The sequence below is a fragment of the Novosphingobium mangrovi genome, assembly GCF_022818885.1.
Lineage (GTDB): Bacteria > Pseudomonadota > Alphaproteobacteria > Sphingomonadales > Sphingomonadaceae > Novosphingobium > Novosphingobium mangrovi.
On the sequence record NZ_JALHAT010000016.1, the window covers coordinates 101,659 to 115,673 of the forward strand.

12 protein-coding genes are annotated in these 14,015 nt (G+C 64.3%); 6 read left to right on the forward strand and 6 right to left on the reverse strand.

What is annotated here, in order from left to right; translation table 11 throughout:
- Window positions 1-233: 233 nt before the first annotated feature.
- A complete protein-coding gene (locus MTR65_RS10930) occupies window positions 234-1,001 on the forward strand; it encodes a glucose 1-dehydrogenase (RefSeq protein ID WP_243800058.1) in 768 nt (255 codons plus the stop codon).
- Between the two features lie 188 nt (window positions 1,002-1,189).
- Window positions 1,190-1,567: a DUF2255 family protein gene (locus tag MTR65_RS10935; RefSeq protein WP_243800060.1), complete on the forward strand. Its 378-nt coding sequence runs from the start codon at window positions 1,190-1,192 to the stop codon at window positions 1,565-1,567.
- A gap of 77 nt (window positions 1,568-1,644) precedes the next feature.
- Here the strand turns inward: MTR65_RS10935 and MTR65_RS10940 are convergent, their stop codons facing one another.
- Window positions 1,645-2,502 carry an aldo/keto reductase gene (locus tag MTR65_RS10940; RefSeq protein WP_243800062.1) on the reverse strand — a complete coding sequence of 286 codons (858 nt, stop codon included), beginning with the start codon at window positions 2,500-2,502 and terminating at the stop codon, window positions 1,645-1,647.
- 370 nt (window positions 2,503-2,872) lie between these two features.
- Here MTR65_RS10940 and MTR65_RS10945 point away from each other — a divergent pair, with 370 nt between their 5' ends.
- Entirely contained in the window at window positions 2,873-4,051 is a 1,179-nt protein-coding gene (locus MTR65_RS10945) for an MFS transporter (RefSeq protein WP_243800065.1), read from the forward strand.
- 521 nt (window positions 4,052-4,572) lie between these two features.
- On the opposite strand, the gene MTR65_RS10950 is transcribed toward MTR65_RS10945, so the two are convergent.
- The 4 genes from MTR65_RS10950 to MTR65_RS10965 form a co-directional block, all read right to left on the reverse strand.
- Complete coding sequence (locus MTR65_RS10950; protein WP_243800068.1) at window positions 4,573-5,004, reverse strand: hypothetical protein; 432 nt, start codon at window positions 5,002-5,004, stop codon at window positions 4,573-4,575.
- 180 nt (window positions 5,005-5,184) lie between these two features.
- Window positions 5,185-5,592 (reverse strand): hypothetical protein, encoded by a 408-nt coding sequence (locus MTR65_RS10955; protein ID WP_039388955.1) that lies wholly within the window; start codon window positions 5,590-5,592, stop codon window positions 5,185-5,187.
- 107 nt (window positions 5,593-5,699) lie between these two features.
- Window positions 5,700-7,121 carry a metalloprotease TldD gene (tldD, locus tag MTR65_RS10960; RefSeq protein ID WP_243800070.1) on the reverse strand — a complete coding sequence of 474 codons (1,422 nt, stop codon included), beginning with the start codon at window positions 7,119-7,121 and terminating at the stop codon, window positions 5,700-5,702.
- Window positions 7,122-7,375: 254 nt separating this feature from the next.
- Window positions 7,376-7,573, reverse strand: a complete 198-nt coding sequence (locus MTR65_RS10965) for a zinc-finger domain-containing protein (protein ID WP_039388953.1) — start codon at window positions 7,571-7,573, stop codon at window positions 7,376-7,378.
- 178 nt (window positions 7,574-7,751) lie between these two features.
- Between MTR65_RS10965 and MTR65_RS10970 the strand changes: the two genes are divergently transcribed.
- On the forward strand, window positions 7,752-8,693 hold the full coding sequence (locus MTR65_RS10970; protein WP_243800073.1) for an ABC transporter ATP-binding protein: 942 nt from the start codon (window positions 7,752-7,754) through the stop codon (window positions 8,691-8,693).
- Window positions 8,694-9,299: 606 nt separating this feature from the next.
- Window positions 9,300-10,898 carry an L-aspartate oxidase gene (gene nadB, locus MTR65_RS10975; RefSeq protein ID WP_243800075.1) on the forward strand — a complete coding sequence of 533 codons (1,599 nt, stop codon included), beginning with the start codon at window positions 9,300-9,302 and terminating at the stop codon, window positions 10,896-10,898.
- Window positions 10,899-10,943: 45 nt separating this feature from the next.
- Here nadB and MTR65_RS10980 read toward each other — a convergent pair whose 3' ends face one another.
- Window positions 10,944-11,189, reverse strand: a complete 246-nt coding sequence (locus tag MTR65_RS10980; protein WP_039388947.1) for a GlsB/YeaQ/YmgE family stress response membrane protein — start codon at window positions 11,187-11,189, stop codon at window positions 10,944-10,946.
- An 842-nt stretch (window positions 11,190-12,031) separates the two neighbouring features.
- Between MTR65_RS10980 and MTR65_RS10985 the strand changes: the two genes are divergently transcribed.
- A complete protein-coding gene (locus tag MTR65_RS10985) occupies window positions 12,032-13,945 on the forward strand; it encodes a ribonucleoside-diphosphate reductase subunit alpha (RefSeq protein ID WP_226633599.1) in 1,914 nt (637 codons plus the stop codon).
- Window positions 13,946-14,015: the final 70 nt, after the last annotated feature.

Genomic DNA, 14,015 nt, shown 5'->3' on the forward strand with positions numbered 1-14,015 from the left:
TTGCGCGCCCGCGCGCGAGGAGTAGGTGGGTGGAAATTCGCAGGTGACCTTGCAGGCGCGCGGCGACGTTGAAGCCGCCTTTGGTTGTGAGGTGAATTCTTCTCATCGCGCCGTGCAGTGCATCGGGGCGAAGCCAAGCGGAACTGCAGGCGCTGCCCATGGCTTGGAAAACCTGTGTGCACGGACATCGCCGTGTCCTGAAACTCTCTCAGCAATTGGAAAGACACAGATCCATGAACGTGAACTATGATTTCGCCGGCAAGGTCGCCCTCGTGACGGGCGCTGGTATGGGCATGGGCTACGCCACCGCCAAGGCCTTCGCCGCTGCGGGCGCGCGTGTCGTCGTCTCCGACGTAAGCGCCGAGCTGGCCGAGAAGGTCGCTGCGGAACTCGTCGAGGGTGGGGCCGAAGCCATCGCCGTGACGTGCGATGTCGCCAACGATGATGCCGTCGCAGCCCTCGTTGCCAAGACCGTGGAGACCTGGGGGCAGCTCGACTTCGCCTACAACAACGCCGGTGTGCAGCCGACCCCGGCTGAGATGGCCGACCAGACCGTTGCCGAATTCGACCGTGTGACCGACATCAACCAGCGCGGCGTGTGGTCGTGCATGCGCCACGAGCTTGCCCAGATGCGCAAGCAGGGCAACGGCGCGATCGTCAACTGCTCCTCGGTCGGCGGCCTCGTCGGCGGCAAGGCGCTGGGCATCTATTACGGCACCAAGCACGCGGTCCTGGGTCTCACCAAGAGCGCTGCGATGGACTATGCCGCGCAGGGCATCCGCGTGAATGCGGTGTGCCCGGGTACGATCAACACGCCGATGGTTGCCAAGATGCTCAACGAGCAGCCCGAGGCGATGGACGAATTCATGAAGCTGCAGGTCATCGGCCGCCTGGGCGAAGCCGAGGAGATCGCGCAGGCCGTGCTGTGGCTGTGCAGCGACGGCGCCAGCTTCGTGATCGGGACTGCGCTGACCGTCGACGGCGGCTTCTCGATCAACTGAGCCTTTTGCGCTCCCACTTCGCGCAGGCGGCGCCCGTCCCCGGTACCTGAGGGCCTCGCCTGCGTTCTCCCGATGCCGCTTTGCGACCTCCTCCCATCGTTCGCAGGCGGCATCGGGACCTTGCATCGTCAACCGCATTGCGGTTCCGCCTGCCCGGCGGGCGGGGCTGCCGACAGGAGACAGGCCCGATGAACTGGACATCCGACGAACTCGAGGCTCTTGCCGCCTCGGACGACTTTCGCATCGCCCCCTACCGCGAAGACGGCGCAACGCCCGGCACGCTGACCTTCATCTGGTCGGTGGTGGCGGACGGGGTGCTTTACGTGCGTGCCTATAACGGCATCCGTTCGCGCTGGTACCAGGCCGCGCTGCGCGAGAAGGCCGGGCGCATCACCGCTGCGGGCATGGACCGTACGGTAGCCTTCACCCCGGTCGACGAGCCCGCCGAGCAGGACCGCATCGATGCGGCCTACCGCGCCAAGTACGGCGCCAGCAGCTACCTGGGCTCCATGATTTCCGAGCGCGCCCGCGCCGCGACGATGCGCGTCACACCCAAGGCGCAGTGACCTTGGACACACGAAAAGGCCCCGCATCTCGCGATGAGATGCGGGGCCTTTTTCATGCGCCATCGGCGCGCGTCAGGTCAGCCGGCGAAGACCGGGAACATGCTCGCATCGCCGTAGTCCTTGATGCGCTCCATGGTCTTGAGCGTCTCCATGTCCTCGGCCGAGATCTCGAAATCGACCTGGGCGTTCGATTCGATATGCGCCTTGGTGGCCGACTTGGGCAGCGGGAGAAGGCCCAGCTGCAGCGCGTAGCGGATGCACAGCTGCGGGACTGAGACGTTGTACTTGCCTGCCAGCTCGCCGATCTTTTCGTTGTCGAGGATCTTGCCGTGGGCGACAGGCGAGTACGCCTCGACGAGGATGTCCTGCGACTGGGTATATTCGATCAGCTCGAAGGGCGTGTTGCTGACGTGGGCGAGGACCTGGTTGACCATCGGCTTGACGGTGGCGTTCTTGATCAGGTTCTCGAGGTCGACCTTCTCGAAGTTTGAGACGCCGATGGCGCGCAGCTTGCCTGCCTTGTAGGCCTCTTCCATCGCGCTCCAGGCGGCGAGGTTGCCCTCGAAGAAGTGCTCGCCCTTGCGGAATTCGCCCCAGGGCTGTGGCGCGTGGATCAGCAGCATGTCGATGTAGTCGAGGCCGAGCGCTTCGAGCGAGCCCTCGATGGCCGCCTTGGCGCCTTCGAAGTCCTTGATCTCCGCTTCCAGCTTGGTGGTGACGAACAGCTCCTTGCGATCGACGCCGCAGCTGCGGATGCCTTCGCCCACGCCCTTTTCGTTGCCATAGGCCTGCGCGGTGTCGAAGTGGCGATAGCCGATCTCGACCGCATCGCGCACGACCTGTGCGACCTTGTCGTCCTCGATCATCCAGGTGCCAAGACCCAGCTTGGGGACAGTGATCTCGTTGCCGAGCGTGTAGGTTTCGTTCGTGATCATGGTCTTTCCTTGATCCTTGTCGTCTATGGCCCTCCATGCGTGGGCCCTTTGCACGAAAGGGCCGTGGCGGGCCGCGTATGGGAAGCTTTCACCAAGGTAGGAAGCTGCCGGGGGCGGAACTAGATCCTGTGCGTTGGACGCGGTGGTGAGCAGAATTCACTGCCCCTGTCCGGAACCCGTGCGGTGATGGATTGCCAGCGACGAAAGCGATCCCCGCGCGACATCGTGAATGAGCGATCCTCACCATGGCACGAAGCAATGAGCGGCTTATCCGCCCCTGTTCTTCTGCCCTAGATAGCGGGAACTGCATGGACGCGGCCTGTGCGCCGTCGACCCGCTCCTTTCCGCACGACAAGGTAATCTGCCGATCATGACCGACACGACCATGCCCGACGCGCGGCAAAGCGCGCTGGCTCTGCTGGCGCTGGGCCTGGGGGCCTTCGCCATCTCGACGTCCGAATTTGCCAGTATGGGCCTGATGCCTCTCTTTGCAGGCGACCTTGATCTTTCGATCCCGGCCGCGACGAATGCGATCACGGCCTATGCGGTCGGCGTGACGCTGGGGGCGCCGGTGCTGACCATTGCGGCGGCGCGGCTCAACAAGAAGCGTCTCCTGATCGCCCTGATCGGGCTCGCCTTCCTGGCCAACCTTGTCACCGCGATGGCAGGCGATCTCATTTCGCTGGTGGTGGGACGCTTCTTCAGCGGCCTGCCCCAGGGCGTCTACTTCGGCGCGGCCTCTGTGGTGGCGACGCGGATCGTCGGGCCCGAGCGGGCAGGGCGGGCGGTCTCGCTCGTCTTTTCGGGCATCTCCATCGCGACCATCCTCGGTGCGCCGGTGGGAACGTGGATCGGGCAGCAGCTTGACTGGCGCGCGGCCTATACCGCCATCGGCCTGCTGGCGCTGGTTGCGGGACTGGTGCTGGCGTTCGCCGTTCCCCAGCGCGAGGATCTGGCCGGTGGTCCGATCCGGCAGGAACTGGCCTCGTTGCGGCGGATCAAGGTGTGGATCATGGTCCTGTTCGGCTCGTTCGCGGTTTCCAGCCTCTTTGCCATCTACACCTTCATCGGACCGCTGGTGACGGACGTGGCCGGGATGTCGGCGGGCAAGACGCCGCTGGCGCAGATGCTGATCGGCTTTGGCATCGCGCTCGGCGCGCTGTGGGGCGGCGGCATGGCGGACCGTTACCGTTTCCGGGCGCTGATCCTTTCGCTGGCCGGCGCAATGGTGGCCATGCTGGTCATGTACTTTGTTGCCGCGATGCCGGTCGGCTTGATGGCGATGTTCTTTGTGGCCTCGTTCCTCCTCAACGCGGCCGTCCCTTCCATCACTGTGCAGATGATGCGCATGGCGCCGGAATCGCCGACGATGATGGGGGCGCTCAATATGGCGGCCTTCAACATCGCGAACGCGGTGGGCGCCATCGGCGGAGCGCTCACGGTCGAGGCGGGCTGGGGGCTTCGGTCCCCTATTCTCGCGGGGCTGGGGCTGACCGGGGTGGCGCTGGCGATCTTCGCGCTGGCCTGGCCGCGCCTGCGCCGCGGCTGAAGGCGCTGTGTGCGGTACAGGAATCCGCAATCGGATAGATTTTGTTGCATACCTTGCGACTGCGCGGAGGGGTTTGATTTCCGACAGGCGAACACGATTTGCCCAAAATCCCCGCTGAAGGACGGATTCCGGCTCTCTCTGCCATGAGGTTCGAGGGTGGTCCGTGAAATTTTCGAACCTGCACTAATGCAAATTATGCAAGCAATATTGTTGCTTTTGGATTTGCGATAATTCGTGAGGCGCCTATTTCGCACTCCTGCCGATCGCGACGAAATGCCGCGAGCGAGCGATAAAACGAAAAGCACGAAACGTGTTCGCAGGAGTATCGATTATGGCCATTCTTCACCGCACTGTCGGTGCAGCGGCGGCTCTGGGCACCAGCGCCCTGGTCTTCGCACTGACCCTGGTCTGATCTCGGATCCGACGTCAGAGTCACGCACATACCATTACCAGGCATGGGGCGGTCCTTCGGGGCCGCCCTTTGTCGTTTGGGGCGCTCCTTTCCCTACCTGTGGCAGAGCTCAGCGCGTGGATGTGACCTCGCGGCAGTGGAACAGGCCGTCGCCATGAAGGGTTTTGTGGAGGCCGGCGGCGTCGGTGCGTTGGCCGAGTGTGCGGATGTGCAGCTCTCCACTGGCCCTGTCGAGGCGCGAGACGATGCGGGTGTCGGCACCCTCGTCATCGGATGTCGCATCAATCCAGATAATGGCGTCCTTGCCGAACTGCAGCTGCGCGCAACTCGCGCGGCACACATTGTCGAATTGCCCCGATGGCGACTGGCCGTAGATCGCCCGGCGTTCTTCATCGATACGGAAATAGAGTGTCATGAAGCCGACCGCACGGGTCTGGTCCCACTCGAAGTCCTGCGTCCCGCGGCACTCCAGAAGGTAGGGCTCCCGCCCGGAGGAACAGGCCGAAAGGGCCAGGAGGCCCCATGCGATACATCGTTTCATGAAGACGTGCCCCCTTGCACGGGACACTAGGCGGCGGGTCTTAGTATTCGGATGCCGGATGCTTGGGCAAAGCTCCGGGATCGAGAGGACGGCTCGTGTCGATCCGGCACAGCAAAACGGCCACGAATGGTTCGTGGCCGTTTCGGCAAGGGACCGGGGGACTGGTAAGGGGTGGGGGGCTTACTTGGCCTTCTTGTAGGGCACGAATTCGCGCAGACCCACAAAGCCGCTCCACATGTTGGGGGTCATCCGATCACGCAGCTGGATCGTATCCACGTTGCACAGCTGCGAGCCGAAGATGCGCGTCACCAAGATATCGTTGTCATCGAGCAGGTCCGCGTTGGTCGGGCGGTTGACGTAAAGCGTGCTGCCGACCTTGTAGACGATCGCGGTCTTCTCGATGATCGTGGCGTTGTTGAGGCGCGAGTAGGAGATGCACTTGACCGGTTCGCCCGCCGTGCGCCCTTCGAGCATCTTGGCGAGTTCCTCCTCGCCGGTGAGCTTTTCCTTGGCCATCGCGGCAGGCGCGGACACAAGGCTGGCGGCTGCGGCGAGGCCAGCGGCGAGTACGGCGAAACGGGCTTTCATGGCTCTGGTCTCCATCACGCATCTCTAGTTGCTGGACAAGCTTAGCATCTGGTCCTGAACCGGGGCTGACCGTTCGTCGCGGCCCCGGCACTTTTTATCCGGTTGTCTCAGGCGGTGCCGCCCACTGTCAGGCCCTCGACCACCAGGGTGGGCTGGCCCACGCCTGCCGGTACACTCTGGCCGCCCTTGCCGCATACGCCGATGCCGCGGTCTAGTTCGAGATCGTTGCCGATGCCGGTCACGCGGGTCAGCACCGAGGGGCCATCGCCGATGATCGTTGCGCCCTTGATGGGCGCGCCCAGCTTCCCGTTCTCGACCATGTAGGCCTCGGTGCACGAGAACACGAACTTGCCCGAGACGATGTCGACCTGGCCGCCGCCGAAGTTCTTGGTGTAGATGCCTTTCTTCACGCCGCTCAGCAGTTCGGCGGGGTCCTGCTCGCCCGCGCGCATGAAGGTGTTGGTCATGCGCGGCATGGGGGCATGCGCATAGTTCTCGCGGCGCCCGTTGCCCGTCGGCTCGACGCCCATCAGGCGCGCGTTGAGGCGGTCGTGCATGTAGCCCTTGAGAATGCCGTCCTCGATCAGGACGGTCTCCTGGGTGGGCGTGCCCTCGTCATCGACCGAGAGCGAGCCGCGCCGATCCGCAATCGAGCCGTCATCGACGATGGTAACGCCGGGTGCGGCCACGCGTTCGCCGATGCGTCCGGCAAAGGCCGAGGTGCCCTTGCGGTTGAAATCGCCCTCCAGGCCATGGCCGACCGCTTCGTGCAGGATCACGCCCGGCCAGCCCGGAGCCATGATGACGGTCATCTCGCCGGCGGGGGCATCGATGCTTTCCAGGTTGGTGAGGGCCTGGGCCAGCGCGCCGTCGATGGCGCGGTTCCAGTTTTCGGGGCGGAAGAGATCGTCGTAGAGCCAGCGTCCGCCCATCCCGAACGAGCCAGTCTCGCGCCGACCGTTGCTTTCCGCGACGATCGAGACCGAGAGGCGTACTAGCGGGCGCACGTCGGTGGCGATGAAGCCGTCGGGGCGCACGATCTCGACCACGGACCACGAGCCGGACAGGCTGGCGCTGACCTGCGCGACGCGCGGGTCACGCGCACGCGCGGCGGCGTCGATGGTCTCCAGCAGCTTCACCTTCTCGCCAAAGCCGACGAGGTCGAGCGGGGAGGCATCGGTATAGAGGTGGCGGTTGCTTTTCGCAGGCGGGCCAGCCTTGGGGCCGGTCGCGGGATCGAGCAGTTGCAGCGTTTCGCCCGCGCGCCGGATGGCCTTGGCGGAAATCTCGTTGGCGTGGGCAAACCCCGTCATCTCGCCCGAGACACCGCGCAGGCCGAAGCCGGCATCGCGCGAATAGTCGGCGGTCTTGAGGCGTCCGTCGTCGAAGCCGAAAGCCTCGCTCGCCATGAACTGCATGTAGAGCTCGCCATCGTCGCACGAGCGCAGCGTTTCGGCAGCCAGCGCTTGCGCGTCCTCGGGCGTGAGGTGGCGGTAGAGGAGCGAGCGGGGATCAACGATGGAAGACATTTCCATCATATAGGCGCCAAGTCCGGTGGGCGAAAGCCATTGCGTGCGCCCTGGCTGTTCGCACGGGCCACACAACCGGCAGGGCAAGCGCCGCGAGGCTGCGTCCCAGGAGCCTGCCTTGGCACCGCACATGCGAGGCCATCAGGTTGAACGCCTGCGTCCCGGCACGCGCAAGGCCTGCCTTATGCCGCTCTACAGGTGGGAGGAGTTTGGCCCGGGGCGGCAAAGGCCGTTCAGGGACAAGGTCGGAAGGCTCAGGCCGCCTGCTGGTCGGCGGGGCCGCCCTTGAGGACGAAGCGGCGGTCGCAATAGCCGCATTCGACATAGCCCTTCTCGTCGATCTCGAGCCAGACACGCGGATGGCCAAGAGCGGCTCCGGCACGGATGTCGGTGGCTCCATCGCACTTGACGCGGTGGGAATCGGTGAAGACGGTTTCAGGCACGTTGCTCATGGGCGATGCCTTTACCAGCGGGCGAGGACGATTTCCAGCGGCAAACGCGCGCAGCTGCGTGCGCAGGATGCAGCGCGCTTGCATGCGGGGCAATCTGGGCAGGACAGGGCCTGGCTCGCGGTCCTCTTTGTGCTTTGCGCTCTTTACCTTGGGCCAAAGCTGGCCCACATGGTGCGCCATGACTGCCTCTTCTGCCCTCTCGCCCGCCATTTCGATCCGCGACCTCGTCAAGCGGTATGCGCCTGTTGGCAAGGCCGAGGCCAAGCTGGCCCTCAAGGGGGTCAGCTTCGACGTGCCGCAGGGCGAGATCTTCGGCCTGCTCGGCCCCAACGGTGCGGGCAAGTCGACGCTGATCAACATCATGGCCGGGCTCGTGCGCAAGAGCTCGGGGTCGGTTGATATCTGGGGGCACGACATCGACCACGATCAGCGCAACGCCAAGCGCGCGATCGGCATCGTGCCGCAGGAAATCGTGTTCGACCCCTTCTTTACCCCGATCGAGGTTCTGGAGAACCAGGCCGGCTTCTATGGCATCGCCAAGCATCTGCGCCGTTCCGAGGAACTGCTGCGCGCGGTGCACCTTGCTGACAAGCGCGACGCTTATGCCCGCAGCCTGTCGGGGGGCATGAAGCGGCGTCTGCTGATAGCCAAGGCGCTGGTCCACCAGCCGCCTGTCCTCGTTCTCGACGAGCCGACGGCGGGTGTTGACGTGGAGCTGCGCCGCCAGTTGTGGGAACTCGTCACCGAGATGAACCGCGAGGGCGTCACCATCGTCCTCACCACGCACTATCTGGAAGAGGCCGAGGAGCTGTGCGACCGCATCGCGATCATCAACCACGGTGAACTCATCGCCAACAAGCCGACGAGCGAGCTGATCGGCATGGCGCGCGAGAAGGTGCTGATGCTGACGCTCGACCAGCCCGTGGCCCGGCTTCCCGAGCATCCCGGCTTCATCAAGTGCCGTACGGTCGGCGATACGGGGCTCGAGATCACGTACGACAAGGACCGTGCGAACGCAGGAGAGGTTCTCTCAGCCCTTCAGGCGCAGGGGCTTTCTGTTGTCGACGTTACGACCCGCGAGGCGGATCTGGAAGACGTGTTCGTCAGCCTTACTGCGTAATCCGCACGGGGAGGGGCAGGTCCTCTGTTCGCGCGGTTCGGGCTTATTTAAGGCTGGGGAGGGCGTCGTCGGACTGCTCCATCCACTCCTTGTGCCAGACATTCTTCTTGTGACGGCGAATCGCGGCACCGCATTGCGTGCAGGTGGAGACGAAGCTGTGCCCGTCCCAGTTGGCGTGTTGGCGGTCGGGTTGATGGCGATTCAACCAGCAAAAGCGAAAGAGCATAGTGAATAAGCCTTTCCTGGATTTCGTGGTCTTTGTCATTGCCTGAGTGCTCTCAGTAAGCGGGTTAGACGAAGCATGTTCTTGTGCCGTGGCGCGAAGTGGATTGGCGGAGGCCAGAGTCCTGAAATCGCGAGATGCGGTGTGTCGGAGTGCGTAGCGCCAAGTTTCAAACGAAATTATTTCGTTAGTTATTCATCTTGACCTGCAGGAGCGTGCTTTTTATCGTTAACCCGAAAGCTGGAGCTCTTCCAAGCCGCAGTTGAGGGCGTCTCTGACTGCGCGGGCCTAAGTATAATTGTCTAGCTACTGCATTGCAACAATAGTCTACTGCTTTCGCGAGATATCTTGCGATTGTTGCGCGCACTCGGCAATGAGGCGCGATGCAGGATAACGTCCCTAGTACAACTTCGTATGACGTCATTGTCATCGGATCCGGCGCGGCTGGTCTGACCGCCGCTCTCGCCCTTGCCGAGAGGCTCAAGGTCCTCGTACTGGCCAAGGGCAGCCTGACGGGCGGATCCACGGCATGGGCCCAGGGCGGCATCGCCGCGGTCCTCGACCAGGGCGATACCTTCGATGAGCACATCCGCGACACGATGGTGGCCGGGGCCGGGCTCAACCGGCGCGAGACGGTCGAATTCGTGATCGAGCGTGCGCCTCACGCCATCGCCCGGCTGCTGGACCTGGGAGTCCCCTTCAACACCGAGGGCGGGGAACTGCACCTCACCCGTGAGGGCGGGCACTCGCACCGCCGCATCGTCCATGTGAACGACGCCACGGGCTGGGCGGTGCAGGACGCGCTTCTGCGCGCCGCGCAGGCGAACCCCAACATCACGCTTCTACCCGGACAGTCCTGCATCGACTTCATTACCGGACGGCACGAACTGCGCTACTCGGGTTCGGGCCGGGTCTGGGGCGTCTATGCCCTCGATGAGGCGACGGGCCGGGTAGAGGCGCACACCGCGCGCGCGACCATCCTGGCCACCGGCGGAGCCGGGCGCGTCTACCGTTTCAGCACCGCGCCGCGCGGGGCGACGGGCGACGGCATTGCCATGGCCTGGCGCGCAGGCGCGCGGGTCTCCAACATGGAGATGATGCAGTTTCACCCCACCTGTCTCTACAACCTCGACGTCAAGAACTTCCTCATCACCGAGGCGGTGCGTGGCGAGGGCGGGCAGCTGCGCCACCCGGTGACCGGCCATCGCTTCATGCCGGACTACGACGAGCGGGCCGAACTGGCCCCGCGCGACGTCGTCGCGCGGGCGATCGACGATCAGATCAAGCGCTATGGCCTCGATTACGTCCATCTCGACATCAGCCACCAGCCCGCCGAATTCGTGCGCGAGCACTTTCCGACGATCCACGAGAAGCTGCTCACGCTCGGCATCGATATGACGAAAGAGCCGATTCCCGTCGTGCCCGCGCAGCACTACACCTGTGGGGGCGTGCTCACCGATCTCGATGGCAAGACCGACCTGCCGGGCCTCTACGCGGCGGGCGAGTGCACCGAGAGCGGGCTGCACGGGGCAAACCGCCTCGCCTCGAACTCGCTGCTCGAATGCTTCGTCTTCGGCGATGCGGCGGCCAGCCATATTCTCGACCACTGGGATGCTTTCGACGGGCCGCCCCCGGTACGTGCCTGGGACGCGAGCCGGGTGACCGATTCCGATGAGGAAGTCGTCATCAAGCAGAACTGGACCGAGATCCGCCGCTTCATGTGGAACTACGTGGGGATTGTGCGCACGACAAAGCGGCTGGAGCGCGCCATGCACCGCATCCAGCTGCTCAACACCGAGATCGAGGAATACTACCGGCACTTTCGCGTCTCGACCGACCTGATCGAACTGCGCAACCTGCTGCAGTCGGCCGAGCTGATCGTGCGCTCGGCTCTCAAGCGAAGCGAAAGCCGCGGGCTGCACTTCACGCTCGATTATCCCGAGACCGAAAGCGAGCCGCACGACACCGTGCTGGTGCCCTGACGGGCGGGAACCGGGCGGCGCCTGGGCTGCCCGGTTCGGGCGGGCCTACATCCCGATGCCCAGCGCACGTCCGATGAAGATCAGCGCCATCGCGCCCAGGATCGAGGCGAGGCAGCCCGCGCGGTTGAAGTCGCGGCTCCCGCGCGAGGTGATGAGGCCGGCGGCCAGCGAGCCGCCGATACCCAGCAGGATCGTCGCGACCCAGGACATGGGCACCTCGCCCGGGTAGATCCAGCGCGCCAGAGCGCCGATGATGAGACCGCCGATGATGGCGCCGATGATATTGAACATGTAGGCTTCCTTGCGAGGACCGGATGGCGCGCAGGTCCCCCTTGCGCGCAGGGACTAAAGCCCTGATCGGCGCAGGGGTTGCACAGGAGCGGGCCGGGTGCACGTGCGGCTCGGCGCAGGGGCCATGCGGCTCGACGAGGGACGCTGCGAAAAGGCGCATCGCGGCTGCAGGAAGATCAACATATGGTGTCCACAGCGGAGTGCTTGGGGCACAGTTTGTGCTTTTTGTGTCTTGACGTGCGAGATGCGGGACTCGGCTCGTCGTATTCCCGATTCGTTTCATCGGCAAATTTTGTGGAAAAATAATGGCTCGCAGAGCCCCAGATTTCGCTTGCGTTCGATGAGGGTTCAGGACTTCCCACGCGTCGCGGAGGCTGGGCAAATGTCCAGCGCGACTTCGGGCCTCGCGGCTTGCGTGTCTCCCCCCTCTTGCGCCGATGCCAAGAAACGGCACTATGGGTTGTGGCGCTTCGGCGGTCGAACCTCTAAACCTTGATGCAGCGTGGGAATGTCCCGCGTCGCCCCCGGAAGTGATTTCGGGGCAGGTTTGGGCGACTCCGCGAGGCACCACAGGGTCGAGAGCAGGGGCAAAGGTCTCCTTTTCGTGCTGAACGTGGTAGTCTGGGATGTCCCCGGCGGCCGCGCTGCGGTGCGCCTTGATCCTGCGCGGTACACTACGCGCTTGCCTGCCTTGCAGGTGGCGCGGCAACCAATGGGGCGAACGAGTGGATTTCAGGAACGGAAGTGACAGTCGCATCGACAGCGCGGACGCTACGGAAGAAACCGTTGCCAGCCCGTCGGTAAACTCGAACAAGGAGACGGGCGCAGGCCCGGCAATCGGAATGGACAAGGCGGATACGGCCAGCGCGGACCTCGTTGCTGCAGCCGCGGCCTCGGCAGCAGCCGCGGCCCAGGCATCTTCGACGAAGGAATACGACTCCAAGTCGATCAACCCGCGTCGCTTCACCATCGTCACGGACGACAGCCGTAACGACAAGCTGACCGCGTTCGGCAAGGAGACGCTGGAGGATCGCTACCTCCTTCCCGGCGAGAAGTATCAGGACCTCTTCGCACGCGTGGCCGATGCCTACGCCGACGATGCCGAGCACGCCCAGCGTCTCTACGACTACATCTCCAAGCTCTGGTTCATGCCCGCCACCCCCGTTCTCTCGAACGGCGGCACCGGCCGCGGCTTGCCCATCTCGTGCTACCTCAACTCGGTCGAAGACAGCCTCGAAGGCATCGTCAACACCTGGAACGAGAACGTCTGGCTGGCCTCGCGCGGCGGCGGCATCGGCACCTACTGGGGCAACGTGCGCGGCATTGGTGAGCCGGTCGGCCTCAACGGCAAGACCAGCGGCATCATCCCCTTCGTGCGCGTGATGGATTCGCTGACCCTCGCGATCTCGCAGGGCTCGCTGCGCCGTGGTTCGGCCGCCTGCTACATCGACGTCTCGCACCCCGAGATCGAGGAATTCCTCGAGATCCGGACCACCACGGGTGACTTCAACCGCAAGGCGCTCAACCTCCACCACGGCGTGCTCCTGTCGGACGAGTTCATGGAAGCCGTGCGCGATGGCGCCGAGTTCCACCTGCGCAGCCCCAAGGACGGCGCGGTGCGCTCGACCGTGGACGCGCGTTCGCTGTTCCAGAAGCTGGTCGAAGTGCGCCTGCGCACCGGCGAGCCCTATCTCGTCTTCTCCGACACCGTGAACCGCATGATGCCCAAGCATCACCGCGATCTCGGCCTCAAGGTCTCGACCTCGAACCTGTGCTCGGAAATCACGCTGCCCACGGGCCGCGACCACCTGGGCGAAGACCGCACCGCGGTGTGCTGCCTCTCCTCGCTCAACCTGGAAACCTGGGAAGAGTGGAAGGGCGAGAAGCGCTTCGTCGAAGACGTGCTGCGCTTCCTCGACAACGTCCTGCAGGACTTCATCGACCGCGCGCCGGACGAGATGGACCGCGCCAAGTACTCGGCCGCGCGTGAGCGTTCGGTGGGCATGGGCGTCATGGGCTTCCACTCCTACCTGCAGAAGAAGAACATCGCTTTCGAGAGCGCGATGGCCAAGGCCCTCAACCTCCAGATGTTCCAGTACGTCAACCAGAAGGCCAACGAGGCCTCGATGATGCTGGCGCACGAGCGCGGTCCGTGCCCCGACGCGGCCGATCAGGGCGTGATGGAGCGTTTCAGCTGCAAGATGGCGATTGCGCCGACCGCGTCGATCTCGATCATCTGCGGCGGCACCTCGGCCTGCATCGAGCCGATCCCGGCCAACATCTACACCCACAAGACGCTCTCGGGCTCGTTCGTGGTGGAGAACCCGTACCTGAAGAAGCTGCTGGCCGAGAAGTCGAAGGACTCCACCAACGTGTGGAACTCGATTCTCGAGCACGGCGGTTCGGTCCAGCACCTTGACTTCCTCTCGCCGGAGGAAAAGGCGGTGTTCAAGACCAGCTTCGAGATCGACCAGCGCTGGCTGCTCGAATTCGCAGGGGACCGTACCCCCTACATCGACCAGGCGCAGTCGCTGAACCTGTTCATCCCGGCCGACGTCGACAAGTGGGACCTCCTGATGCTCCACTACCAGGCGTGGGAAAAGGGCATCAAGTCGCTCTACTACCTGCGCTCCAAGTCGGTGCAGCGCGCGGGCTTTGCCGGTTCGGGCGGGGTCGAGGCGGACAATACAGCCGAAGCGCCCAAGTTCGAGATCGGCGAGACGACCGACTACGACGAATGTCTCGCCTGCCAGTAAGGCTGAGCGAGTTCACATGAAAAGGCCCCGGACTTCCACGAAGTCCGGGGCCTTTTTAATGGTGCCATTC

Bases quoted from the DNA above. Each gene is read 5' to 3' on its own strand.
- MTR65_RS10930 (WP_243800058.1), top strand. From the start codon at position 234: ATGAACGTGAACTATGATTTCGCCGGCAAGGTCGCCCTCGTGACGGGC.
- MTR65_RS10935 (WP_243800060.1), top strand. From the start codon at position 1,190: ATGAACTGGACATCCGACGAACTCGAGGCTCTTGCCGCCTCGGACGAC.
- MTR65_RS10940 (WP_243800062.1), bottom strand. From the start codon at position 2,502: ATGATCACGAACGAAACCTACACGCTCGGCAACGAGATCACTGTCCCC.
- MTR65_RS10945 (WP_243800065.1), top strand. From the start codon at position 2,873: ATGACCGACACGACCATGCCCGACGCGCGGCAAAGCGCGCTGGCTCTG.
- MTR65_RS10950 (WP_243800068.1), bottom strand. From the start codon at position 5,004: ATGAAACGATGTATCGCATGGGGCCTCCTGGCCCTTTCGGCCTGTTCC.
- MTR65_RS10955 (WP_039388955.1), bottom strand. From the start codon at position 5,592: ATGAAAGCCCGTTTCGCCGTACTCGCCGCTGGCCTCGCCGCAGCCGCC.
- tldD (WP_243800070.1), bottom strand. From the start codon at position 7,121: ATGTCTTCCATCGTTGATCCCCGCTCGCTCCTCTACCGCCACCTCACG.
- MTR65_RS10965 (WP_039388953.1), bottom strand. From the start codon at position 7,573: ATGAGCAACGTGCCTGAAACCGTCTTCACCGATTCCCACCGCGTCAAG.
- MTR65_RS10970 (WP_243800073.1), top strand. From the start codon at position 7,752: ATGACTGCCTCTTCTGCCCTCTCGCCCGCCATTTCGATCCGCGACCTC.
- nadB (WP_243800075.1), top strand. From the start codon at position 9,300: ATGCAGGATAACGTCCCTAGTACAACTTCGTATGACGTCATTGTCATC.
- MTR65_RS10980 (WP_039388947.1), bottom strand. From the start codon at position 11,189: ATGTTCAATATCATCGGCGCCATCATCGGCGGTCTCATCATCGGCGCT.
- MTR65_RS10985 (WP_226633599.1), top strand. From the start codon at position 12,032: ATGGACAAGGCGGATACGGCCAGCGCGGACCTCGTTGCTGCAGCCGCG.